Here is a 22187-nt window from a genome sequence, read left to right as displayed (position 1 = left end):
ACGACTATGGCGTCAATGATTAATTTTTGGCAGTGTTTTCATCCCACATGGCGCCATCTCTCAGCATAGAGTTAAGAGTCACAACCATCTTTCGAACACACGCGATTATTGCGACTTTCTTAGGCTTTCCGGCAGCTACAAGTCGAGCATAAGTTGCTTTGAATACGGGGTTACATTGCATGGCTGACATCATTGCCATATATAACACTGTGCGTACTTGCGCTCGACCGCCTTGGATCACGCGCTTACCTTTGTAGCGCCCACTTTCGCGTGTTATTGGAGCGACACCAATTAGTGATGCCGCTTGTTTATTTGTGATGTAGCCAAGTTCTGGTACGTTGCTAATTATTGATGCAGCGGCAATGTTTCCTATTCCAGGGACGCTCTGCAATATTGTGTTTTTAGCCTGATATTCAGGGCTATCTTCAATGAGTTTAACGAGCTTTTCTTCTAACTTGGTGATTTGATTTTTGATCGTGGTTAGCATCGGTTTGATAGTCGGATGGAGAGAAGCGGGAAGTATCTGGATTCGGTTCTTTTCCATGGTTTGCATGGATAACAACTGGTTTCGGCGAATGACTAAGTCACTCATTAGGCGTATGTTTTTTGGCTTTATGACAGTAAGAGCTGGTTTGATTGCTTCTCCATAGTGAGCAATCAATTCTGCATCTAAACGATCATTTTTGGCTCTGCGGCCAATAGCACCAGCGAACCGTTTTATGTGGACAGGGTTTGCTCTGACAATAGGTAATTGAGCCTCTGCACATGCAAGAACAAAAGGCATTTCTAATCGGCCTGTTGCTTCAATAACGATTCGTTCAGGACTGTGACTCTTAATCGTTTTGAGTGCTTTTTTGATGCCTTTATCATTGTTCTCTACTGAGAAAAATAGGTCTAGTGGCCTGATGTGGATGTCTAATTGTGTTTTGCCGGTATCAACTCCAACGTTGATGCTTTGATTGATTTTGGTATTCATAATAAGCTAACTCATGCTTGCGTAATGCGGGTTCGAGACCCAGTCGACTATTCGAGGTTTATGCTTGAAGTCCTATGTAGCGTTCATGTTTGTTATCGGTCTCTCGATAGAGGAGCCAGCGTTTAAACGAACTACTACATAGAAAGCTTTAGTTGCAGCTAAAGCCTGGGTCTCACATTACCCGATTGGAGTGCTTATTATCCATACAAACTGTTTAAGAGTGATTCGCAACGCGTGGCATTTTTATTATGCGTTGCGTTCAGTGTTTAAGGCGGTATACGGTAGCATCGGTATTGCGTTGCTCACACCTTAACAGGGCTATAACACAAAATCAGGCTATTGCTCAAAATTGCTATTTGAACTATTATTTGTACATTAAATTGTACCATAGGGAGTTCAACATGAGCCGCATCCATTTTGATCAAGATATTCAGCCTTTGTCTGAATTTCGTGCTGGCGTGACGTCATTTATTAAACAGATTAACGAAACTCGCAGACCACTAGTTATCACACAACGTGGTAAGGGTGTTGCGGTTGTCCTTGATGTTGCAGAATATGAAGCAATGCAAGAGAAGATCGAGTTACTGGAAGAAATGCGTACTGCTGAAGCACAATTAGCTTCAGGTTTAGGTGTTTCCAATGAAGACGCTCGTGCTCAAGTATTGGGGCGCATTAAGAAATGAAAGTAGTCTGGTCACCACTAGCATTACAAAAGTTAGGTGATGCAGCCGAGTTTATTTCACTGGATAATCCAGTGGCGGCAGAAAACTGGGTTAATGAGGTTTTTGATAAAACTGATTTACTCTCAAGTATGCCTGACATGGGGCGAATGGTTCCTGAGCTGCCTCATACCAATTACCGTGAAATTTTGTTTGGTCACTATCGAATCATATATAGCCTCAGCCATGAAATTCGCGTCCTTACAGTACGAAATTGTCGTCAGATACTAACGGAAAGTGACGTGTAGCAATTGTGTTATAACAAGCAATTTAAGAGTGATTCACAACGCTTGGCACTTTTGCTCCTACTTCAAGTTAAATGTTTATGGCACAATGCTTTAGGTTGGGTGGAGGCGTTGTTCACCCCTTAATTGGGCTAGTTGCCCAGAGGAAGTAATCAATCCATTGGGAACTTTTGTTTCTGGTGGAGTACGCGCATAATTCGGATAATGTCGCCTTCGATCCAATAGGAGACGATCATTGAAATCTCAGGAATTATAAGTAATTGCCCACGAATGCCGTCTCTCTGTACACCCATTAGAGGCTGCTCAAGCAAGTTTTCTACTTTTGTTTCAATGAGGTTGTCAGCGTTTTCTGCCGCATCAGGGTTGAAGTCATAGATAAACTCAAAGATCCTTTCACGATCATTGAGTGATTCTTCTTCCCATAAAATCATTGCTTACCTCGATTACGTATTCTGGCTTTGCGTTCTTCCATTCGAGATTTAGCAGTTTGGTGTTCAACGAAAACGGATTCTCCTGAGTCAAACTTCTCAAATGCTAGGTTTACTTGTTCAGTTAGCCATGCATCGTGAGATAATGTTTGTCTTTGTTGCTCAGCGAGTTGCTCAGTAAGCTCACGGCAAGCACCACTCAGTGTGCGACCTTGGCTCTCAGCCATCTGTTGAGCTAGGCGTTTTGTTTCTTCATCAACACGAAATTGAATTCTAGTGTCCATGATGTATTCCTTTATTGGTGTGTGTACAAATGTTAGCACTCACCTTTGAGATGGGCAACTGACAAGCTACTATGGCGCCAATAACTAACTTTTGGTGCTATGTTTCATCGCACATAGTCCCATATCTCATCAACCATTGCAGAACGTTAAATGATAGGTCACCACAATCTGTAGAGGAAAGTGCATTGAAGTTAACCAATAAACTCGTACGTTACCCGCACATTGATGTTGATCGTGCGTTTGAAAAAGAAGCTGAATTATTGCAGCAAATTCAGGCGGGTGAGATTGGACAAGCCTTAATGCTGTGGCAAGCAAAAACGCCGACACTCGTTTTGCCCGCAGGTAAGAAGTGGCCAGTGACGGTCGAGTCTAGAAAGCAACTCGCGGCACAAGGCTGGCAACTCACCTCACGTAAAACGGGTGGTGCTCCCGTTCCTCAACTGCCGGGGATCATTAACTTATCGCATATTTATCATTGGCCTCGTGATGAAGCCTACAACATCCAAAAAGCGTATCTACATCTGTGCAATGTCTTAACCCTGTTTTTTAAAGAACTGGGCATCGATGTGGATGTACACGCGACTCCCGGTTCTTATTGTGATGGTGACTACAACCTCAATATCAATAAACAAAAAATAGTGGGCACGGCGCAGCGTGTTTTGCTTAAACAAGGGGGCGGCCAAATCGTACTTTCGCAAGCTTGTATCTTGTTGGATGTCGACCTAGAGAACATCGTTGCGCCCGTAAATTTTTATAATCAAGTTTGTGGCAATCCAACCGTGGTGGACGCGCAAGTTCATACTCCGTTGTCCGCACATCTGACAACTCTACCCAACGTAGACTCACTCTTTCAGCAGTTAAGCCAAGCTTTCATCAAGCATGCGTGATACCAACCTTTCGTTAACGCCAAACTAATTTGCCGATGGTAGAACGATTTCAATACTATGTGTCGATGACAACGAATGGGTTGAACTTGAGGCGGTGAGAACTTTATAATGTTACTTGTAACATAATAAAGAGTTCAAATAGTTATGACAGAACAGCAGAAGAAAACTCGAACCACACTTCAAGATGTTGCAGACAAAGTGGGGGTCACAAAGATGACCGTCTCTCGTTACATGCGCAATCCCGATTCAGTCGCAGCCAAAACTCGCGTTAAAATTGCAGCGGTTATTGAAGAGATGGGATACATTGAAAACAAAGCGCCAGCTATGCTCTCTAAATCGTCGAGTAAAGCGATCGGTATCTTGCTCCCTTCGTTATCAAACCAAATCTTTGCCGCGTTTGTTCAAGGTATCGAAACGGTTACTAAAGAGAATGGCTACGAGACGTTGCTTGCTCATTTTAGCTATGATGCTGTGGAAGAAGAGGAAAAGATTGCTTCGCTGCTTTCGTATCAAGTTGATGGGTTGATATTGACGGAAAGCCACCACACCCCCCGCACGTTACAGATGATCAAGAATTCAGGTGTTTCTGTTGTTGAAACGATGGAACTCCCAACCAATCCGATCGATATGGTTGTTGGCTTGGACCATATTGATGCTTCTTACCATGTCGTGAAGCGAATGATTGAAGCTGGTAAACGCTCTATTGCTTACTTTGGCGCTCGATTGGATGCGCGAACCAAGTTGCGTTTGCAAGGCTATGACAAAGCGATGTATGAGGCTGGATTAGAGCCTAAACACGTGTTGACTGAACAGCACTCTAACTTCTCTTTGGCTGAAGATCTGCTTGATCGCGCTCTTGCGGATTACCCAGATCTAGATGGCGTGTTCTGCACCAATGATGACATCGCGATAGGTACCTTGCTCGTTGCCCAGCAACGTGGAATCCAAGTGCCGCAACAGCTATCTGTGGTGGGCTATAACGCGTTAGATATTGGTCAAACCATACGCCCAAAACTGACTAGCGTGGATACGCCACGTTATGAAATAGGTAAGAAAAGTGCCGAGCTACTGCTTGCCCGATTGAAAGGTGAGCCAGTTACGGAAACGGTAGTGGATATGGGCTATCGCATCACTGATGGCGAAAGCGTTTAACCAAGTATCGTGGAAACTGAAAGGGGCATCGAAATGATGCCCCTTTTGCTTTTACATTTAAGTAGTGACACAGCTAGACGATAAAACTCGCCCCTTGTTCTGCACTCGAAACGCTTTGGCGCATCACGCTAAATAGGTTGCGCCCCATGGTTTGCTGGTTGGCGTCTGCCTCAAATACCTTCGCTTGGCGAGATTGCATGTCGTTGAGGTTATTGAGTTCGCCACTCGCGCAATCTAAGCGCAGGATATCGCCTTCGCGAACAAGCCCAATGGCTCCGCCTCGAATCGCCTCTGGTGAGACATGAATCGCGGATGGGATCTTTCCTGAGGCTCCGGAAAGACGACCATCGGTAACCAGAGCTACTTTGAAACCTTGTTTCTGTATATTGCCTAGAATCGGCATAAGCTTGTGCAGTTCAGGCATACCGTTCGCAGCTGGGCCATTGTTTATTACCACAACAATGCAATCTTTGTTGAGTTCACCTCGTTGATACGCGGCTTCTACCTTATGTTGGCAATCAAAAACTGCCGCAGGTGCTTCTATTACACGTTGCTCTTCTGCAACCGCTGACACCTTAATCACTGCGTTGCCAAGGTTCCCTGAAAGGACTCGCGTTCCGCCTGTGCTTTGGAATACCTGTTCTTGGCCTGCAATTACCTCTGCATCTGCCGACTGTTTGCACTTTTTCCACGTTAGCTTTCCATTTTCAAGCTCTGGAATACTCATTTGATCTTCAAACGAGCCAAAGGTAGGTGTGACATCTCGGTGCAGTAAGTTGGCTTGATCTAAACGGCGTAACAGCGCGGGAACTCCGCCTGCCGTTTGGAACGCATTCATATCTGCTGGACCGTTGGGATAAACTCGAGCAAGTAAAGGCACTACATCGGATAGATCGCTGATGTCTTGCCAAGTCAGAATAAATCCTGCTGCGCGTGCTACTGCGACCATGTGAATGCTGTGGTTAGTGCTGCCACCTGATGCGAGTAGGGCAACAATGCCATTGATTAAGCTTTTAGCGGTAAAGACTTCAGAAAGCGGGCGGAAGTTTGCGGCTTGTGGTGTCATTGAAGCAATTTCAATGGCGGCATGCTGAGTGAGTGATGCGCGCAATTTAGAGTCAGGATGAATAAACGCTGAGCCCGGAAGCGTCAGCCCCATCGCTTCAAATACCAGCTGATTGGTATTGGCTGTGCCGTAAAAAGTGCAGGTGCCCGCTGAGTGATAAGCGTTGCACTCCATATCCAGTAAGGCACTTTTTCCTACCTTACCAGCCGCGTATTCTTGGCGAATATGTACTTTCTCATCATTGCTGATGCCCGTTGCCATCAAGCCCGCCGGAACAAAAGCGGTGGGTAGATGTGCAAAAGAGAGCGCGCCCATCAGTTGTCCTGGAGCTATCTTGTCGCAAATACCAAGTAATAGGGTTGAATCAAACACGTTGTGACTCAGTGAAAGAGCGGTCGATTGAGCAATCAAGTCCCTTGAAAACAAAGACATATCCATGCCTGGTTGGCCTTGAGTTACCCCATCGCACATCGCGGGAACACAGCCCGCTACTTGAGAGGTGTGGCCGAACTTAGCTAACGCCTTTTTGATCTGATCTGGATAGTGTTGATACGGCTGGTGAGCGCTTAACATATCGTTGTAAGAGCTGATTAACGCCACATTGGATTTAGTGAGATCAAGAATCGAGCGTTTCTCATCGGAGCAAGAAGCTGCGACAGCATGAGCCAAGTTGCCGCAAGAAAGCCCTTTACCACCTTTGCCAGCAGAGGCTTGGTGTTGGGTTCGGTTTAGAAACGCTTCATGAGTCTCTTTGCTTCGTTCAATTAATCGTTGAGTCACCGCTTGGATGGTTGGAAGGGTCATGCTGTTTCTGCCTCATCAGTCATTGAAAGCACAATCGCAGCACAGTCCACAACGTCATCAATATCGCCATCAATGCTGATGACAACCGTATCTGGCTCGTGATCGGGTCTTTCTAATGTTTCGAACTGGCTTTTAATCATGTTCTCTTTCATGAAGTGGCCTTGGCGCTGACGCATTCGATGCAAGATCAGGTCAATGTTGCCATCTAAAAAGAGAAAGGTGAGGTTTTTGTTCCCTTCGCGAATTTGGTCGCGGTACTTCTTCTTCAACGCAGAACACACAATAATGCCGTGCTCATTTTTACTTTCTAGGCTGTACGCTGCATCACGAACGCGTTCCAGCCATGGAATGCGATCATCATCATTAAGAGGTTGGCCTGACGCCATTTTTTGAATGTTTGCTCGAGGATGAAGGTCGTCACCATCAATGAACTTACGCCCAAGTTTTTTTGCCAACTGCTCGCCTATCGTGCTTTTCCCACAAGCACTGACACCCATGACGATGACACTACTACCAGCCATAACTCAATCCTCTTAACAAATTTGCGCGTGATCTCAATTTTGAACATCGCTTGTAAATATGGCTTTATCTTATAAGCGTTACCGGTAACATGTTACCGGTAACTTAAGGAAGTGTGATGAAGGACACAAAACAACAATTCACAACAATTGTGATTGTTTTTGCATCCTACTGACGGAAAATTAGTCACATCTCACTATATTCGCGTTTAAAAATCACTGGAAAGAGATCTTTGGGGGATAAAATGGCCAACGATTACCGCGCAATTGCGAAATCTGTTGTTGAGCATCTTGGGGGCAAGACAAATGTGGCTGCCCTAACACACTGTATGACTCGACTACGATTCGTTTTACACAGCCAAGATGGCGTCGATATTAACAAGCTAAAAGCACTGAAAGGTGTGATGGGTGTTGTTGATAATGGAGACAAAGTACAAGTTATCATTGGTAACGAGGTATCGTATGCATACAAAGAAGTGATGGCGCTTTGTGAGCTATCCACTGTATCTGAGTCAGAGGTTCCTGCTAAAAAAGAGAAGCTAACGGCTAAGTCAATTGGTGCGAAGATGTTGGACGCACTGGTTGGTACCATGTCGCCTCTTATCCCAGCAATCATTGGCGCTTCAATGGTCAAACTGCTCGCCATGGTACTTGAGATGCTGGGCTGGGTTGAGCCAAATGCACCTACCTTGATTATCTTGAAAGCGATTGGCGATGGCGCCTTCTTCTTCCTACCGGTTATGGTTGCCGCTTCCGCATCGATCAAATTCAAGACCAATATGTCTCTTTCCATTGCGATTGCCGGTGTCTTAATCCACCCGAACTTTATGGAATTGATGGCGCAAGCAGCAGAAGGCAAGCACGTTGATTTCTTCGGTATCCCAATCACGTCAGTGAAATACACCTACACGGTTATTCCTGTACTTGTGATGACTTGGGCTCTTTCTTACATAGAACGTTGGGTAGATAGCATTACCCCTGCTGTGACTAAAAACTTCCTGAAACCTATGCTTATCGTATTGATTGCAGCTCCGGTTGCTATCGTACTTATCGGTCCATTTGGTATTTGGGTTGGTACTGCACTTTCAGCGCTTGTTTACACAATTCATGACACATTAGGTTGGTTGTCGGTTGCTATCATGGGCGCACTGTGGCCTCTACTTGTTCTTACTGGTATGCACCGTGTATTTACTCCAACGATTATTCAAACCATTGCTGAGACGGGTCGTGAAGGTATGGTTATGCCTTCAGAAATCGGTGCCAACCTCGGTATGGGTGGTGCGTGTCTGGCTGTTGCTTACAAAACCAAAAACAGCGCACTAAAGCAGACATCATTAGCCGCAGGTGCTTCAGCTATCTTCGCCGGTATCTCTGAGCCTGCATTGTACGGCGTGCTTGTTCGTCTGAAACGTCCACTTATCGCAACAATGATTACTGGTTTTATCGTAGGTGCATTAGCGGGCATGGGTGGCCTTGCGAGTCACTCGATGGCAGCACCAAGCTTGTTTACGAGTGTTCAGTTCTTCGATGTGAATGACCCAATGAGTATCGTTTGGGTGTTCGGTCTGATCGCATTGTCTATTGTTCTGTCATTTGTTCTAACCCTAGTTTTAGGCTTTGAAGATGTTCCAGAAGATGATGCCGATGAGAAAGCAACTTCAGAGTTAGCAAACAAAGAAGCTGGTAAGGCAGAAGACAAGCCGACAGTAGTGTCCGCGTCTTAATTAGAATTGATTAATTTATTCAGTCACCTTACTTCAGCGTAAGGTGACTTTTATTGTTTCCGAGGTATTCGATGTCAAACATTCAATTTCCCGAAGATTTCTTATGGGGCGGCGCTATTGCTGCAAACCAGTCTGAAGGCGCTCACTTAGCGGGTGGTAAAGGCCTAACAACCGTAGATATGATCCCTTATGGTGAGAACCGCATGCCAATTAAGCTTGGTCAGGTTGATAAGGTGACGCTCAGCGAAGACGAGTTCTACCCAAGCCATAACGCGATAGACTTTTATCACTGTTACAAAGAAGACATCGCCTTGCTGGCAGAGATGGGATTTAAAGTCTTCCGCGTATCCATCGCTTGGAGCCGAATCTTTCCAAAAGGTGACGAGCTAGAGCCGAACCAAGCTGGCTTAGATTTTTACCGTGATGTTTTTGAAGAGTGTAAGAAATACGGTATTGAGCCGCTCGTTACCTTGTGCCATTTCGATGTGCCTATGCACTTGGTCAACGAGTATGGTTCGTGGCGTAATCGTAAGATGATTGAGTTCTTTAGCCGTTACGCGAGAACCTGTTTCGAAAACTACAAAGGCTTGGTGAAATACTGGTTAACTTTCAACGAAATCAATATTTTACTAGCGAGCCCGTTTTCTGGTGCTGGATTGTTGTTTCAGGAAGGCGAAAATCACGATCAAGTGAAGTACCAAGCAGCTCACCATGAGCTAGTAGCAAGCGCTTTGGTAACCAAGATTGCCCATGAAGTTGATGAGCAAAACCAAGTGGGTTGTATGCTGGCGGGCGGTAACTTCTATCCATATTCATGTAAGCCAGAAGATGTGCTGATGGCTATGGAAAAAGACCGCGAGAACCTGTTCTTTATCGATGTTCAATCGCGTGGTTACTACCCATCTTATGCTCAAAAAGTGTTTGATAACAAAGGTGTGGTGCTTGAAACACAAGATGAAGATTTCGAGATTCTAAAGAACACCGTCGATTTCATTTCTTTCAGTTATTACGCTTCACGCTGTGCTTCCGCTGATATGAATGCAGGAAATACGAGTGCAGCGAACGTCGTTAAGTCCATCAAAAACCCTCATCTTCCAGCAAGTGATTGGGGCTGGGTCATTGACCCTACAGGTCTTCGAATTACGATGAACACACTCTATGACCGTTACCAGAAACCACTTTTCTTGGTAGAAAATGGCTTAGGTGCTCGTGATACCTTGGATGACAATGGAGAAGTGAACGATGATTACCGCATTGATTACCTTCGTCAGCACATTGTTGCGATGCATGAAGCAATGGAAGACGGTGTACCATTGATGGGTTACACACCTTGGGGTTGTATCGATCTTGTTGCGGCGTCGACCGGAGAGATGAGCAAGCGCTATGGGTTTATCTACGTGGACAGAGACAACCTAGGCAATGGTACGTTAAATCGTATTCCTAAAAAGTCATTCCACTGGTACAAAAAAGTGATCGCAAGCAACGGCAGCGACTTGGCTTAATTTGTCTGTTTGATAATGAGAGAAATGAACAATGAAAACAATTGAACAGCGACTCAGAGATATTCGCATCGTTCCGGTGATCGCCATTAATGACGTTGCTCAGGCTGTGCCGCTTGCGAAAGTACTGGTTGAAAATGGCTTGCCTTGTGCTGAAGTGACATTTCGTACAGAAGCGGCAGCAGAGTCGATTCGTTTGATGCGTGAAGCTTACCCTGAGTTACTGATTGGCGCAGGTACTGTGCTGACTACAGAGCAGGTGGATACTGCCATTAATGCGGGTGTTGATTTCATTGTCAGCCCAGGTTTGAATCCAACCACAGTCAAATACTGTCAGCAAAGAGGGGTTACGATTGTTCCTGGAGTGAGTAACCCAAGCTTGGTTGAACAAGCAATGGAAATGGGGCTTAAGACACTAAAGTTCTTCCCTGCCGAGCCATCTGGCGGTATTCCTATGTTGAAAGCGTTGACGGCTGTTTACCCGGTTAACTTTATGCCTACAGGCGGTGTAAGCCCAGCGAACGTTGAGTCTTACTTAGCACTGAAATCAGTCGTTGCCTGCGGTGGAACTTGGATGGTACCGACAGACAAAATGGACAAGGGTGATTGGGATGGAATCGCAGAATTAGTCCGAGCGGTCGGCTCCAGGTAGTTCGATAGAGAGCGACATAACTAGAAAATGAAAGGGCCAGCTGACACTGGCCCTTTTTGTGGCTGCTTCAAACGATGTAGAGGTTACTCGTTACCAAGCAAAGGTTTTAATGACGTTTTGCTTAGTGATTGGGTTATGCGCGATGTCTTGATTTATCTTATCAAGAAACGGCTTACGAGCCTGAGGCAACATGCCACGCATTGGTGAGATGTTATTGCCGTGGTCACCCCAGTAGTAGCAATCGAAATCTTCTAGGTTTTCGAGCAAGTATTTTTCTTCTTCCAGAATCTGCAATGGCGTTGGTAAAACAAACTCGCCACGGTTTACTTCTTTTTCCAATACCGATCCCGGTTGAACGGCTAAAGCCATCGGTGCAATCGCATCTGGCTGCATGATGTTCAACAAGCTGGTGGTATTAATCGCATGCTCTATAGAACGCTCTTTGCCGCCAAGGCCAAAGATGAAAGAAGCCAGTACCTTGATGTCTGCTTCACGGGCTAGGTTCATTCCTTCAATCGCATGCTCACGCGTCATGCGCTTTTGAATGCGTTCAAGCAAAATTGGGTCACCGGACTCCAAGCCTGAATAGGCCATGCTTAAACCTGCCGACTTAATCTCTTTTAATTCAGACAAGCTCTTACGACGGAAGTCATTGAACCCTGAATACAGAGAGATGTTCTTGATCTCTGGGAAGGTGATCTTGATGTAATCCAGAATCGAAATCAGCATCTCGGTTCTAATCGCCATCACATTACCATCGACCAAAAAGATAGATTCAACATGCGGGTAGATTTTTCTCGCTGCATCAATATCTTCAAAGATGTCTTTGATGTCTCTTACTTTGAAACGCTTATCATCAAACATCGTGCAGAAGGTACATTGGTTGTTACTGCACCCCAATGTTGTCTGGATGAGTACGCTCTCTGCTTCCATCCAAGGACGATAAACTTTACCTTCAAAACGCATAAATGCTCCTCGGCCGTAGCCTGTGTTGTTTCGACGAGGACAAGTTTAACAATCTGCATCTGGGGTGATAATTGGGCAAAGTGGGGAATCAGTATTAAAGAAATCTTAATAATCGAAAGAGCGCGCAGTTCTTTGTCTGTATAGATAGAACTGCGGCTTGGATTGTGTGTGTGGTGGTGGGGGGGAGTGTTAGTGGTCGTTTTTTACTAATGAATGATCAGTGCGTAACGCACAGCTTTTTTTCGAGTAATTGATTAAGCACTGTCACCAGCTTGTGGTTCTTAGTGTTGTCTAATGCGTCGGCGTGCGGGTCTTTGAACAACCCAGAATCATTATCAAAATATTGACCAGAAGCGTTGGCAAACTCATCACTGAGCGCAGCACGACAAAGAATATCGGCTCCAATCGCAAGGTCGTTGCCATCAACGCCATAAGCATCTTTCACTAATTTACTACCAAGGAAAGAAGCTGGGTTTACAGGGATAATTGCGGTGCCTTTGTCTAAAAGAGTATTGGCTAATTCGATGGACCACATCGTTAGCGCCAGCTTACTTTGCGCGTAAACCGGACCATCAAGTTCGCCCGCATTCGGACTGATTAATGCATCTAGATCTACGGGTGCTTGGGCTGCTGAAGATAGGTTGACGATACGACCTGTCGCATCAAAAAGAGGAAGCAGCTTTTGTGTCAGTAGATACGGCGCAATGGTGTTTACGACAAAACGCACATCAAGATTGTCTGGAGTGGTGATGTCCGACACTTTATACACACCTGCGTTGTTAATGAGTATATCGAGTCGTTTGTGATCGCTTTTGATTTGGGTTGCGAGCGCCTCAACTTCAGAGAGCGTCGATAGGTCTGCGATGTAGCTTTCGATGATTGCATTCTTAGACAGGCGAGACAGAGCGGTCACGACTTTATTGACCTTAGCTGGGTTGCGGCCATGAATTAGAACATGGTGCCCTTGCTGCGTTAGTGCTTTTGCGGTCTCTAAACCAATGCCATCCGTGGCACCTGTGATCAGAATTATTTTTTGCATATTCCGTCCTTCAAAAAATAGTTTGAACAACGTTATAACAAAGATTAATGACACATAGTTGCATTTGGCTCACAAGCTGAAGACTCAAATGTGAGTCTATGGGGCAAATAATGACCATTTTAACACTTGGTGGTTAACCGTTGGCGTTTAACGATTAAGTAAGACAATGGGTCAGTTTGTGACTGACCCAAATTAAGAGAAGTGACCGAGTTATTTGATGTCTTGAACGTTCATAACCAGAGTTTCCCAGTTACGTTGGTTTTCCATATCGTGCTCTAGGCCTTGCTCATCGGCAATTTGGAAGCGCTTAACCGCAGGTGTTTTGCTGGTGGCTTGATACAACCAGTAGGCCTCTGCTTTGAGTGCTTCGTCGATCGGTTTATCGATAGATTCGTACACCGCTTGCTTACATGCATTGATCGATTCGGCAGGGAATTGAGCGATTCGTTTGGCAAGAGTATCGACGTATTCGCCAATTTCATCCGGTTCTAGTGCCTTGTTGATGGTGCCGTATGCTTCGGCTTCGTCAGCATCAAAGTCTCGTGCACTCAAGACGATTTCGAGTGCGCGACCTAAGCCGACTTGGCGTGCCATACGTGATGCGCCGCCACCACAAGGAAGAATGCCCATGCCAACTTCCATTTGCATGAATTTGTATTTACCACGAGCCGCTAATCGCATGTCACATGCCAGTGCAAATTCGTGGCCTCCACCTCGAGCGAAGCCTTCAAGCTTGGCAATGGTGGCCTGTGGCAGTTTGCTGATTCTTTCGAGCACCACTTGTAGGTCGAGCAACTTCGCTTCTTCACGAGAAACGGCTTCTGTCGACATGTCTTTTAATAGATTGGTGTCGTAGTGACAGACCCAAACTTCAGGGTTTGCTGACTGAAATACCACGACTTTGATGTCACGATCGCGCTCTAGTCTCATTGCTAAACCATTGAGGTCGGCAAGCATCTCTTGCCCTTGAACATTCACAGTACCGAAGTCAAAAGTGACGGTAAGAATCCCATCCTCGGCTTGAGCTTTAAACGTTGTATAACCTTGATATGCCATTTCCATATTCCTTCTGAGAGATTTCATTTCAGCCTATTCAGTGTGAATGCGACCTAAATTCAGGCTAGCGAGGAATGTTCGAGCCAACAATTAACCATTAAACGAAACACTATTAACGAATTATTAAGAGTGTTGGCGAGTTTTGTAATTTCAATTTATTCAATGCCTTAGTTGTGTATTTTAACGTTGAAGGTATCTTGCTGATTCGATTGTCAACGAAATCTAAAAACTCATTCCTTGTTTGGTGCTCTTATCCTTTTCATTTAGCTTCGTATACTGCTCAACTAGGTAATTAGCCCCAAAGTACAGACAAGAGTAAACCGACCTATGCAGATGAGATCCGCGACTTTGAAAACCATTATTGAGAAAACACTGCCACTGACGCTGGGTGTGTTTGCGATCATGATGGTGCAATTGGTCGATTCGATCTTTATCGGTCAGCTAGGGGTGAATGAGTTGGCGGTTCACGGTATCACCTTGCCATTCCAAGCGGCGTTTACCGGTGTTCAAGTGGGCATCGGTGTCGCGGCAACGTCCATTATTTCTCAAGCGGTAGGGGCAAAAGAGCAACGTAAATCTACTTCAATTGCGACGTTGTCGGTCGGGTTTGGTGTCTTGGTGATTGCTTTGATCTGCATAGGGCTGATTGTTTTTAGCGATACTGTTTTTGCGTCGTTTGTGAATGATGTCTCCGAAGCTCAATACCAATCCATGCTGTCGATTTTTAATGTGTACTGGCCGCTGTGGCTGTTTAGTGCATTGATGGTGGCGGTGCTTTATCTGGCCACCTGCGTTTATCGTGCCAATGGCGATACTAAAACAACCGGCAGCATGTTCTTGGCTGCCAGTGTGATTAACTTAATTCTCGACCCTATTTTGATCTTTGGATTGGATATGGGCATTGCAGGGGCGGCGATCGCATCGAGCATTGGCTACGCATTAGGCGCAATCTACATGCTAATCAAGTCTCGCGGTAAAGGTTGGTTTGGCTTCAATGGCGCGTGCAGCACCCAAATCAAAGGCTACAGTTTTGAGTTATTCAAGACGGTAATGCCAACTACTGCGAATCAGATATTACCTGCGGTCAGCGCATTCTTCTCAATGCTTTTGATTGCGAGAATCGGAACTGATGAGATGGCTTTTTGGAGCTTACTCGCTCGTGTTGAAAGTTTTATGCTGGTGTTTTCTCTTGCTCTGACGATGTCCATACCACCTATGATTGGGCGTTACCTAGGGGCGCAGCAGCGATGCAAAATCCCTGAGCTATTGAATACAACTGCGAAGTTCTTATTGGTTTTCCACACTGCGATGGCAGCATTGTTGGCGCTGTTTAGTGGCTGGATTATTCCTGTGATCTCGGAAGAACAAAGCATACGCAGCTGGTTTGAAGTGACCTTGTTATTTATACCGTTCAGCTATGGGCCGCTTGGGCTTTGCATGTTGGTTGCGTCGGTGTTTAATGCCTTGGGTGTGCCGCGTAAAGCTTTGAATGTCTCTTTCCTACGCTTGTTTGTTTTCTACATTCCAGCGTTATGGCTCGGCTCTATAACCGGAGACATGATCAATGCGGTTATTGCTGCGACCGTCGCCAATGTTTTAGCAGGCGCTTTTGCATGGTTTAAGCTTAATGCCTATATTAAAACTCACATTATTCCCCGTGCCGCTGCGGCCAATAAGCAGCGTGTACTCAGCGCAGGCTAGCCATTATTGATGAACATTGAACATCTAAAATTGTTTGTGCGACTCGCGTCTACGCACAATATAAGTCAAGCAGGACAAGAGCTTGGGTTGTCACCTCCGGTAGCCAGTATTCATATCGGAAAGCTCGAAGAGAGCCTAGGTGCTCGTCTTGTGCATCGCACCACGCGGAAGGTCTCCCTGACTGAAGAAGGCATGGCATTTCTTCCTCATGCCAAGCAAATCCTTTTGAGTGTCGAAGCGGGTGTGGCCTCTGTCGGAACCGGTAATGAATTACCAAAAGGGGTGTTGCGAATATCTGCACCTTCTTCGTTTGGTCGCATGCATGTTATGCCTGCTCTGAAAGGGTTTTTGGCTAAGTATCCAGATCTGTCGGTGGACATTTCACTCAGTGATTCAATCGTCGATCTGGTCGATGGTGGCTTTGATGTGGCGATTCGTAATGCGGAGCTACAAAACTCAAGCCTGATCGCTCGTAAGCTCTCTACTGATAAACGTATTTTGTGTGCATCGCCAGAATATTTGGCGGGTCATGGTCATCCGAGAACACCAGAAGACCTCAAGCAACATCAATGCATCAATCAAACCGGCTTAGAAGGTTGGACGTTCGATACGCCAGAAGGCGATGTCACCATCAAGAAAAAAGGTGCTATCCGTGTTGATCACGGTGAAGCGGTAAGGGATGTGTGTGTCGATGGGCTGGGCATTGCCATGTGTGCGACTTGGATAGCATACAAGCAGCTCGCGGAAGGTTCGCTGGTCGAGGTGTTGCCGGATTACCCTTTAAAAGATGAGGCTGCGATTTGGGCGGTATACCCGAGTGCTCAGTTGCTTGCGCCTAAGGTTCGCGTATTTATCGACTACTTTGTTCAATATTATGGTTCACCTTCTTATTGGGATTGCGAAGTAAACGGGCAAACTCAGTAATCTATCAGCTTCAACAAATTATCAGTTTCATTAAGCTCTCAGCCTCAGTAAGAGAGCAAACGCAGTAGCGTTCAAGAAGCACTTATTGAGAACAAATAAGAAAGCCCCGACCAAAAGGTAGGGGCTTGTTTTATGTTCTTTATAGAACGTTTTTTCTAGCTTACTGCTGTTGTTTTATCTATTTAGCGTTTCGGACGTTTAATGCGCGTGTACCGCTGAATCTTGGTATAGCTCGACATCAACTTCTTCGCCTTTGTTTGGACGAGGAACAATCTCAAAAGAGGTGTCAGCTTCTGTCAGTGAAGACAGCAGTTTGTTAAGCGATGTTTTGTCACCTTTCACTCCTGCTTGTCCGTCTTCTAATAGTTTTCCTAGGCTTGTTTTCTTAAGTACGATATCAGACACGTCAGACTTATTGATGATCAGTGTTGTATCCGCATCTTGCAGCTCTGATACTTGGATGTTGTTCAGGTTGCCGTTAGACATCTCAACGTAGTAGAACTCTTTCACATCAGGCAGCTGAATATTCAACGTAAATGGTGTTTCTTGTGCCTTTAGCGAATCCACTTTAACTGCTAAGTAATCCAACAAGTTCTCAATGGTCATGTTAGCCAATACATCCGGAGATGCAGTTTTTGGTGCGCCCGGTTGTGTGCCAATACGAAGCTCTTGAGCGCCCGTTAGGTAGATGTTTCTCCAACCTGCACCTTCTGATTGATAACCCAATTGCTCGTAAGTATCTGCCAATAAGCCACGTGCAACTTTGTTCTCAGGCTCAGCTTGAATCACCTTATTCAGTGCTGTTGCAACGAAGCGGTATTCACCTTCTTGGAAATCTTGCTGCGCTTTTTCAATCACAGCGTCGCTGCCGCCCATGTACTCAACAAACTTCACCGATTCTGGCTCGATTGGTAATGGATTAAGGTTAGCCGGGTTCATGTCGAAGTAACCAAGGTACATGTTGTACACAGCACGAGCGTTGTGAGAGTAAGTACCGTGGTAACCATTGGTGTGCCAAGACTGTTGAATGCTGTCTGGCATTACCTTGTAAATCTCGTCACCGATGTCTTGTAGAACCACACCGTTATTGGCTAAACGAAGCGTTTGGTTATGAGTAAAACCGTAAGCGTCACGCTGCATTTTTAGGTAATCAGAAATCTCTTGTTCACCCCAGATTGGGGCTGAGTGAGACGCAAACAGTACTTCTGTTTCTTCGCCCCAAGTGACCAACATTTCGTTGATTTTCTTAGACCATTTCAAGCCGTCACGTACTTTAGCGCCACGCAGCGTGTACAGGTTGTGCATGCCTTGGTAGGTCAGTTCGCCAGTCCAAAGTGCTTTTATGCTGGGAATGTACGTCACCATTTCAGATGCCGCTTCGGTACCTGAAGCATCCATGAATTGCATTTCTAGGCCGTCGATAACCAGAGTTTCAATCTCTTCGTTATGGTTCAGCTCGTAGTCTGGCAGTACGTAAGTAATGCTACCGGCTGATAGACCTTTCGACAGTGCTGCATCCACAATACCGTGTTCATGTCGGTTCAGCGTTGCGCCATATTGATAAGCGGTACGACGAGACATTGCATTACCCGCCAATACGTTTTCGTCGACGATCTCTTTAGTAATGTTTTTCGAACCGTACACTTTTACATCTGGGTATGCGTCTTTGATTGCTCTTGCGCCACCAAAGTGATCAGCGTGCGAGTGAGAGTAAATCATTGCTACGACTGGCAGTTCGCCGCCATCAGGCACATTGTTTTTGAAGAATTTTAGAGATTTAGCGGCCGCTTCTTTGGTAAGAAGTACGTCATAAGCGATCCAACCGTTGTCACTACGAATGAAAGAGATAGACGCTAAATCCGCGCCTCGAACTTGGTAAACTTTACCCGGAACAACTTCATATAAGCCTTCTGCTGCTTGGTTCAATACCGCTTGGCGCCACAGTGAAGGGTTTACTGAATCTGGTGCTTGGTCTGCATTCGTCACACTTGGGTCGATAAAGTTAAAGCTATTGCGAATGATGTCGCCCGTCTCTTGGTCGAAGCTAGCAATAAGGCCCTTGTTGTTATTGTCGAAAGCGCGAGTGTCGGCAAAGTTAAGTGTTTTTGCGAACTCTTGGTTTGCCTTAGTCGTCATCTCGGTTGCGCTTTTGCCACCTTGGTCGCCAATTTCGCTGAAGTGTGCGTGGTCATGGTTAGCTGCAATTGCCGGGAATGCGAGCGAGATAGCCAGGAACAGTGATGCATTTTTGAACGTGCGTGAAGTCGTCATAAGAGCCTCTTCATTTCAGAATTTTGTTTCGTTGAGGCGATTATAGGAATAAGACATATAGCAAAAAATAAAGTAAGCTTTATTTAATACATCACGATTGGCTATGTATTGAGTCATGCAATGGTTGGGGAACGAAGGCGAATCCTCACCTATGATTGATTAAGACCACATTGACAGGGAGAGTAACGGTGAGCGACGTGGAAAAGTTGGATTTAAATCTATTGAGCGTGTTCTTAGAAGTGTATCGATTAAAGTCGATCACGCTTGCATCAGAATCGCTTGGTATGACTCAGCCTGGGGTTAGTGGGGCATTGAAGCGATTGCAATCTCAGCTTGATACCGACCTGTTTATTCGTGAAGGGCGTGGGATTATTCCGACTAACGCTGCGGTGCAATTGGCAGACCGAGTAGAGCCTGCTCTAGAAGGGATAAGCAGCGCAGTAAGCACTTTAAAGACATTTGATAATCAGCAGCATCATGTGTTTCGTATCCTGGTGAATGAGATTGGATTAACCAAGCTTCAACCTCTCGTCGAGCAAGATGAGACGTTGGGCAATATCTCGATTGAATTCAATATGGTGCCGAACAACGAAGAAGAATTATTGCAAGGCTTGAGCATGCAACAAGCTGATTTAGCGATTGATATCCATTACCCGCAAGTTAACGGCTACATGAAGCAGCCGATGATTGAAGATGAGTTGGTGCTGATAGCTCGAAAGGGGCATCCGAGAATCAATGGCTCTGTGACGCAAGAGCAATATTACAACGAAAAGCATGTTACTTTTAGAATGCGTCGAACCCGTTTATACACGGCAGATTATTTTACCAAGTCGCCACTGAAACAGAGAAAAGTGAGTGCCGAGTGTGACTCGCTGATGACCATGTGTGTGCTGGTATCGGGCTCAGATTGTGTCGGCAGTACATCGCGTGATTTTGCCAATCAATTTTCCGAATCCTTCCAGCTTCAAGTCCTTGATCAGCCGTTTGAAATCTTACCGATGCAGCAATACATGATTTGGCATAAAAGAACCGATTTGAACCCTGCTCATCAGTGGCTGAGAAACAAGATTCAGCAATATATGGCTGATTAACGAGCCGCTCTTGCTGCTCGTTTCTGTTTGGCGCTCTCTATCATCTTAGAAGGCGTCATTCCTGTCACCAACATGGTGCCGGTGATAACCAGAATTGAACCAACAATCGTATTGATGCCAATTGCTTCATCTAAGAATAAGTTACCCCATAGAATACCAAATACCGGAATGATGAAGGTCACGGACAGGGCTGAAGGTGCGCCGAGTTCAGAGACGAGATTGAAGTAAAGTAGATACGCTAACCCAGTACATACCGCGCCTAATAAGACAACCGATGTAGTGATCGTAACGTCGGGTGTTTCTCTCATCGGAATAAAGAATACAAACGGCAAAACCAGCAATACCGCAGCCCACATGCTGCCATGAGCATTGTTGAATGCCTCAACTTTAGGGGCTTGTTTGGTATAGTTTGACGCTATTCCGTAGCTAAAGGCCGCCATCACTGCTGCAAAGATAGGAAGCATAGCCTCACGGCCAATGTTCATCGCATCCCAACCGACTAACACGCCAACTCCTGTTACCCCAATCCCAAGTCCCAATAGAACTTTCGCCTCGAGTGCTGTTTTGGTCCATATTGCACCAATGATTGCCGCCCATATTGGCGCGGTAGAGTTCAAGATGGCGAGTGTCGAGGCGTTCAGTGTCTGCGCGGCATAAGCGAAAAGCAAAAAAGGAAGTGTGGTGTTAAACAGGCCGAGAATGAAGAAGTGTTTTGCGTGATCATGAAAAGAGAGCTTCTTTTTTAAATAGAAAGAAACTAAAAGCAGAGTAAGTGCTGCAAACAGAACTCGCGCTTCAATTAAGACTGCGGGCCCTAATGGATTGGCGGCCATTCTCATGAAAAGAAACGAGCCTCCCCATATAGCCGCAAGTAGTATCAGTTTTAAAAAGCTCACAGTTTGAATCTCAGATTGTGTAAAACCTGACTATGGAGGAAAGATAACTATTACACAAACATAGATGCCAATACTGTGCAGTTATGGACATAAAATCGAGCCCGTTAATCAGGAACAATTTCGATGAATTTCGTTCTGTTTATTGTTCCTTATTTGATGAGTAATCTAGCGTTAGACATCAAACTTAGGCAAACAAAATGAAGATTGAACACATCGCAATTTGGACCAAACAACTCGAAGTACTGAAGCGATTTTATGAAGATTATTTCGGCGCGACATTGAACTCAAAATATCACAACCCAACTAAAGGGTTTTCTTCATACTTCCTCTCGTTTGATACGGGAAGTCGACTAGAGATTATGGAAATGGACTCTGTCCCTGAATCGAAAGACGACATCTATGACCAGTTCACAGGCTTCATTCACATGGCGATATCATTAGGTTCGGAACAGGCGGTCGATCAACTGACTCAACACTTGGTCGAAGACGGCTATGAGCGCTTAGATGGCCCAAGAAGAACAGGCGATGGCTATTATGAGAGCTGTGTACTCGATCCGGATGGTAATCGTTTGGAACTTACCGTTTAATGTAGAGACTTAATTGAGTTACTCATCTACTAACGGAACTGAGGTATGACAATGATGAAGCTTGCTGTGACTTTCCTTTTTAGTCTTGGGCTTATGGGATGTGCTACCTCAGAACCGGTGTATGAGCAGGAGGCGGACTCAAAGCCTGAACCATCACAACCCATAGGTTACCTCGGTTTTAAAGCTCACCAAGAGTGGGCGATTCAATTCAATGATTGCACGGTCTACGATTTAATCGGTGCACAACCTTACCAGTGGTTTGATCGCACTTCAGCCTCTGTGAGCTGTTATACGTTTAAGCCAAACGATGCCATCGAGCCTTTATCTGTCTATGCCGACGCAAACTTCGACAGCAATAAGCTAGCCCCGATTAACCTATTTCAAGAGCTGCAGGTATCAGAGTCTGGCTGGGGCAAGTTTCCTGCCGTCTATGAGACCAACGGTACCAATTGGCTGAAAGTCAAAGAGGGTTGGATTCACCTCACTTTAGCCGATCAGACACTCGTCCAGTTCTACCCGGGAACTCAAGACCTATCCGGCAAATCTCAGCATGATCAGTATTTTGAGCAGCATTGATCGTAATGCTGACTGTTGATTAGTCTGTAGTTCGATCAAAAAAGATCTTTTAACTATTGCTGAAACCGGTTTCAACCTGTATCTTTTCTTTTATTGAAATCGGTTTCAGAGTTGCAATGAGCTCTC

The 22187-nt window shown here is 45.4% G+C and carries 22 protein-coding genes; 12 read left to right on the top strand and 10 right to left on the bottom strand.

Features of this window, described 5'->3' with window-relative positions:
- Positions 1-19 precede the first annotated feature (19 nt).
- Positions 20-976, bottom strand: a complete 957-nt coding sequence (locus tag AB4585_RS16850) for an IS110 family transposase (RefSeq protein ID WP_017064050.1) — start codon at positions 974-976, stop codon at positions 20-22.
- Positions 977-1377: 401 nt separating this feature from the next.
- Between AB4585_RS16850 and AB4585_RS16845 the strand changes: the two genes are divergently transcribed.
- Positions 1378-1659 carry a type II toxin-antitoxin system Phd/YefM family antitoxin gene (locus AB4585_RS16845; RefSeq protein ID WP_011080399.1) on the top strand — a complete coding sequence of 94 codons (282 nt, stop codon included), beginning with the start codon at positions 1378-1380 and terminating at the stop codon, positions 1657-1659.
- Complete coding sequence (locus AB4585_RS16840; RefSeq protein ID WP_017064044.1) at positions 1656-1943, top strand: type II toxin-antitoxin system RelE/ParE family toxin; 288 nt, start codon at positions 1656-1658, stop codon at positions 1941-1943. Before AB4585_RS16845 ends, AB4585_RS16840 begins: the two co-directional genes overlap by 4 nt.
- A 149-nt stretch (positions 1944-2092) precedes the next feature.
- Here AB4585_RS16840 and AB4585_RS16835 read toward each other — a convergent pair whose 3' ends face one another.
- Both AB4585_RS16835 and AB4585_RS16830 read right to left on the bottom strand, forming a co-directional pair.
- Entirely contained in the window at positions 2093-2371 is a 279-nt protein-coding gene (locus AB4585_RS16835) for a type II toxin-antitoxin system mRNA interferase toxin, RelE/StbE family (protein WP_017064043.1), read from the bottom strand.
- The gene (locus AB4585_RS16830; RefSeq protein WP_017059448.1) at positions 2368-2652 is read right to left on the bottom strand and encodes a hypothetical protein; all 285 of its coding nucleotides are present in this window, start codon (positions 2650-2652) and stop codon (positions 2368-2370) included. Before AB4585_RS16830 ends, AB4585_RS16835 begins: the two co-directional genes overlap by 4 nt.
- A gap of 185 nt (positions 2653-2837) precedes the next feature.
- On the opposite strand from AB4585_RS16830, the gene AB4585_RS16825 reads away from it, so the two are divergent.
- Both AB4585_RS16825 and AB4585_RS16820 read left to right on the top strand, forming a co-directional pair.
- Positions 2838-3539: a lipoyl protein ligase domain-containing protein gene (locus AB4585_RS16825; protein ID WP_017067567.1), complete on the top strand. Its 702-nt coding sequence runs from the start codon at positions 2838-2840 to the stop codon at positions 3537-3539.
- 144 nt (positions 3540-3683) lie between these two features.
- On the top strand, positions 3684-4691 hold the full coding sequence (locus AB4585_RS16820) for a LacI family DNA-binding transcriptional regulator (RefSeq protein WP_372170338.1): 1008 nt from the start codon (positions 3684-3686) through the stop codon (positions 4689-4691).
- Positions 4692-4764: 73 nt separating this feature from the next.
- Here AB4585_RS16820 and edd read toward each other — a convergent pair whose 3' ends face one another.
- Positions 4765-6561: a phosphogluconate dehydratase gene (gene edd, locus AB4585_RS16815; protein WP_372170336.1), complete on the bottom strand. Its 1797-nt coding sequence runs from the start codon at positions 6559-6561 to the stop codon at positions 4765-4767.
- Positions 6558-7082: a gluconokinase gene (locus AB4585_RS16810; RefSeq protein WP_017059452.1), complete on the bottom strand. Its 525-nt coding sequence runs from the start codon at positions 7080-7082 to the stop codon at positions 6558-6560. The genes edd and AB4585_RS16810 overlap by 4 nt, the downstream gene beginning before the upstream one ends.
- 242 nt (positions 7083-7324) lie before the next feature.
- Here AB4585_RS16810 and ascF point away from each other — a divergent pair, with 242 nt between their 5' ends.
- The 3 genes from ascF to AB4585_RS16795 all read left to right on the top strand — a co-directional run bounded on the left by ascF (position 7325) and on the right by AB4585_RS16795 (position 10954).
- Positions 7325-8803 (top strand): PTS cellobiose/arbutin/salicin transporter subunit IIBC, encoded by a 1479-nt coding sequence (ascF, locus tag AB4585_RS16805; RefSeq protein ID WP_136973615.1) that lies wholly within the window; start codon positions 7325-7327, stop codon positions 8801-8803.
- A gap of 71 nt (positions 8804-8874) precedes the next feature.
- Complete coding sequence (ascB, locus tag AB4585_RS16800) at positions 8875-10305, top strand: 6-phospho-beta-glucosidase (RefSeq protein ID WP_372170333.1); 1431 nt, start codon at positions 8875-8877, stop codon at positions 10303-10305.
- Between the two features lie 31 nt (positions 10306-10336).
- Positions 10337-10954, top strand: a complete 618-nt coding sequence (locus AB4585_RS16795; RefSeq protein WP_372148322.1) for a bifunctional 4-hydroxy-2-oxoglutarate aldolase/2-dehydro-3-deoxy-phosphogluconate aldolase — start codon at positions 10337-10339, stop codon at positions 10952-10954.
- A gap of 90 nt (positions 10955-11044) precedes the next feature.
- Here AB4585_RS16795 and AB4585_RS16790 read toward each other — a convergent pair whose 3' ends face one another.
- The 3 genes from AB4585_RS16790 to AB4585_RS16780 form a co-directional block, all read right to left on the bottom strand.
- On the bottom strand, positions 11045-11920 hold the full coding sequence (locus AB4585_RS16790) for a radical SAM protein (RefSeq protein WP_017067570.1): 876 nt from the start codon (positions 11918-11920) through the stop codon (positions 11045-11047).
- A gap of 217 nt (positions 11921-12137) precedes the next feature.
- The gene (locus tag AB4585_RS16785) at positions 12138-12959 is read right to left on the bottom strand and encodes an SDR family NAD(P)-dependent oxidoreductase (protein ID WP_372106990.1); all 822 of its coding nucleotides are present in this window, start codon (positions 12957-12959) and stop codon (positions 12138-12140) included.
- A gap of 210 nt (positions 12960-13169) precedes the next feature.
- Complete coding sequence (locus AB4585_RS16780; protein ID WP_372170331.1) at positions 13170-14015, bottom strand: enoyl-CoA hydratase/isomerase family protein; 846 nt, start codon at positions 14013-14015, stop codon at positions 13170-13172.
- Positions 14016-14342: 327 nt separating this feature from the next.
- Between AB4585_RS16780 and AB4585_RS16775 the strand changes: the two genes are divergently transcribed.
- Both AB4585_RS16775 and AB4585_RS16770 read left to right on the top strand, forming a co-directional pair.
- Complete coding sequence (locus tag AB4585_RS16775; RefSeq protein ID WP_372123465.1) at positions 14343-15716, top strand: MATE family efflux transporter; 1374 nt, start codon at positions 14343-14345, stop codon at positions 15714-15716.
- Between the two features lie 9 nt (positions 15717-15725).
- Positions 15726-16640 carry a LysR family transcriptional regulator gene (locus tag AB4585_RS16770; protein WP_102540351.1) on the top strand — a complete coding sequence of 305 codons (915 nt, stop codon included), beginning with the start codon at positions 15726-15728 and terminating at the stop codon, positions 16638-16640.
- A gap of 198 nt (positions 16641-16838) precedes the next feature.
- Here AB4585_RS16770 and AB4585_RS16765 read toward each other — a convergent pair whose 3' ends face one another.
- Positions 16839-18911 (bottom strand): alkyl/aryl-sulfatase, encoded by a 2073-nt coding sequence (locus tag AB4585_RS16765; RefSeq protein WP_372170329.1) that lies wholly within the window; start codon positions 18909-18911, stop codon positions 16839-16841.
- A gap of 188 nt (positions 18912-19099) precedes the next feature.
- On the opposite strand from AB4585_RS16765, the gene AB4585_RS16760 reads away from it, so the two are divergent.
- Entirely contained in the window at positions 19100-20002 is a 903-nt protein-coding gene (locus AB4585_RS16760) for a LysR family transcriptional regulator (protein WP_017059462.1), read from the top strand.
- On the opposite strand, the gene AB4585_RS16755 is transcribed toward AB4585_RS16760, so the two are convergent.
- On the bottom strand, positions 19999-20898 hold the full coding sequence (locus AB4585_RS16755) for a DMT family transporter (protein ID WP_017059463.1): 900 nt from the start codon (positions 20896-20898) through the stop codon (positions 19999-20001). The genes AB4585_RS16760 and AB4585_RS16755 overlap by 4 nt on opposite strands.
- Positions 20899-21095: 197 nt before the next feature.
- Between AB4585_RS16755 and AB4585_RS16750 the strand changes: the two genes are divergently transcribed.
- Together AB4585_RS16750 and AB4585_RS16745 are read left to right on the top strand one after the other, a co-directional pair.
- Positions 21096-21485 carry a VOC family protein gene (locus tag AB4585_RS16750; protein ID WP_017064032.1) on the top strand — a complete coding sequence of 130 codons (390 nt, stop codon included), beginning with the start codon at positions 21096-21098 and terminating at the stop codon, positions 21483-21485.
- 51 nt (positions 21486-21536) lie between these two features.
- A complete protein-coding gene (locus AB4585_RS16745) occupies positions 21537-22061 on the top strand; it encodes a hypothetical protein (protein WP_136973666.1) in 525 nt (174 codons plus the stop codon).
- Positions 22062-22187 lie beyond the last annotated feature (126 nt).

The sequence above is a fragment of the Vibrio sp. 10N.222.49.C9 genome, assembly GCF_041474985.1.
In the GTDB taxonomy this organism is placed as follows: domain Bacteria; phylum Pseudomonadota; class Gammaproteobacteria; order Enterobacterales; family Vibrionaceae; genus Vibrio; species Vibrio crassostreae_C.
The sequence above is the reverse complement of the archived record's forward strand: the minus strand, read 5'-3'. Positions and strand labels throughout refer to the sequence as shown.